Source organism: Pseudomonas sp. SDO5532_S415 (assembly GCF_054071155.1).
The window spans coordinates 1-1,873 of sequence record NZ_JBSVWS010000342.1; the positions used below are offsets into that span (position 1 = coordinate 1).

The window sequence follows — 1,873 nt, forward strand, 5'->3', positions numbered from 1 at the left end:
TGGACCTGTGAATAACTCAGGTCTTATGTGGGAGCGAGCCTGCTCGCGAATAGCCGTAATACGGTGTAACGGTATTACGCGGTCTGGCTGACTTCACGCACCGGCTTGCCCTTCACCGGCGCATCGCCGGCCACATAATAGGCGGCCTTGCTGCGCGGCAATGGCTGGCGGCCACGGATCTTGTCGGCGATTTTCTCGGCCATCATGATCGTCGGCGCATTCAGGTTGCCGGTGGTGATGATCGGCATGATCGAGGCATCGACCACGCGCAGGCCTTGCATGCCATGCACGCGACCTTCGCCATCGACCACGGCCATCTCGTCGGTGCCCATCTTGCACGAGCAGGACGGGTGGAACGCGGTTTCGGCGTGCTCACGGATGAACGTGTCCAGCTGCTCATCGGTTTGTACTTCGATGCCCGGGCTGATTTCGCGGCCGCGGAAGGCGTCCAGTGCAGGTTGCTGCATGATTTCACGGGTCAGGCGGATGCCGTCGCGGAATTCCTGCCAGTCCTGCTCGGTGGCCATGTAGTTGAACAGGATGCTCGGGTGCTGGCGCGGGTCCTTGGACTTGACCTGGATGCGACCACGGCTCGGCGAACGCATGGAGCCCATGTGCGCCTGGAAACCGTGCTCTTTCACACCATTGCTGCCGTTGTAGTTAATCGCTACCGGCAGGAAGTGGTACTGGATGTTCGGCCATTCGAATTCCGGACGGGTACGAATGAAACCGCCGGCTTCGAACTGGTTGCTGGCGCCGATGCCGGTGCCGTTGAACAGCCACTCGGCACCGATGGCCGGCTGGTTGTGCAGGAGCAGCGACGGGTACAGCGAGACCGGTTGGGTGCAAGCGTATTGCAGGTACAACTCAAGGTGGTCCTGCAGGTTTTCACCGACGCCCGGCAAGTCGTGGACCACTGGAATGTCGAGCTTGTTCAGCAGCTCGGCAGGGCCGACGCCGGAGCGTTGCAGGATCTGCGGCGAAGCGATGGCGCCGGAGCACAGCAGGACTTCCTTGCGTGCCTTGACTTCAACGCGTTCTTCAGTCGCGCCGACCAGGTAACGCACGCCGACCGCACGCTTGCCTTCGAACAGGATCTTGTCGGTCAGGGCGTGGGTGACGATGGTCAGGGTCGAACGCTTCTTGGCCACGTCCAGGTACCCGCGAGCGGTGGAAGCGCGACGGCCTTTGGGCGTCACGGTGCGGTCCATCGGACCGAAACCTTCCTGCTGGTAACCGTTGAGGTCTTCGGTGCGCGGGTAACCGGCCTGCACGCCGGCTTCGACCATGGCGTGGAACAACGGGTTGTTGCCGGCTTTTGGCGTGGTCACGCTGACCGGACCTTCACCACCGTGGTAGTCGTTCGGGCCTATGTCACGGGTTTCCGCCTTGCGGAAATACGGCAGGCAATCGAGGTAGGTCCAGTCTTCCAGCCCAGGCAGTTTCGCCCAGCCGTCGTAGTCCATGGCGTTGCCGCGGATGTAGCACATGCCGTTGATCAGCGAGGAACCACCCAGGCCCTTGCCGCGACCGCACTCCATCCGGCGACCGTCCATGTGTGGCTCCGGATCGGTTTCGTAGGCCCAGTTGTAGCGACGGCCTTGCAGCGGGAACGCCAGCGCGGCAGGCATCTGCGTGCGGAAGTCCATGCGGTAGTCCGGGCCGCCCGCTTCGAGCAGCAGGACGGTGACGCCTTCGTCTTCAGTCAGACGGGTCGCCAGGGTGTTACCGGCCGAGCCGGCACCGATGATGATGTAATCGAATTCTTGGGACATTGAATGCACCCTCTTTGAAGTTGGTTCAGGTCAGGCCATGGCGAGTGCTGCGCACTCGATTCGCGAGCAGGCTCGCTCCCACAGTGGAACGCGTACTT

Annotated in this window: 1 protein-coding gene; it reads right to left on the bottom strand. The window is 62.3% G+C overall.

What is annotated here, in order from left to right; translation table 11 throughout:
- Positions 1-74: 74 nt before the first annotated feature.
- Positions 75-1,775 carry a choline dehydrogenase gene (gene betA / locus ACW9HW_RS29955; RefSeq protein ID WP_457402943.1) on the bottom strand — a complete coding sequence of 567 codons (1,701 nt, stop codon included), beginning with the start codon at positions 1,773-1,775 and terminating at the stop codon, positions 75-77.
- Positions 1,776-1,873 lie beyond the last annotated feature (98 nt).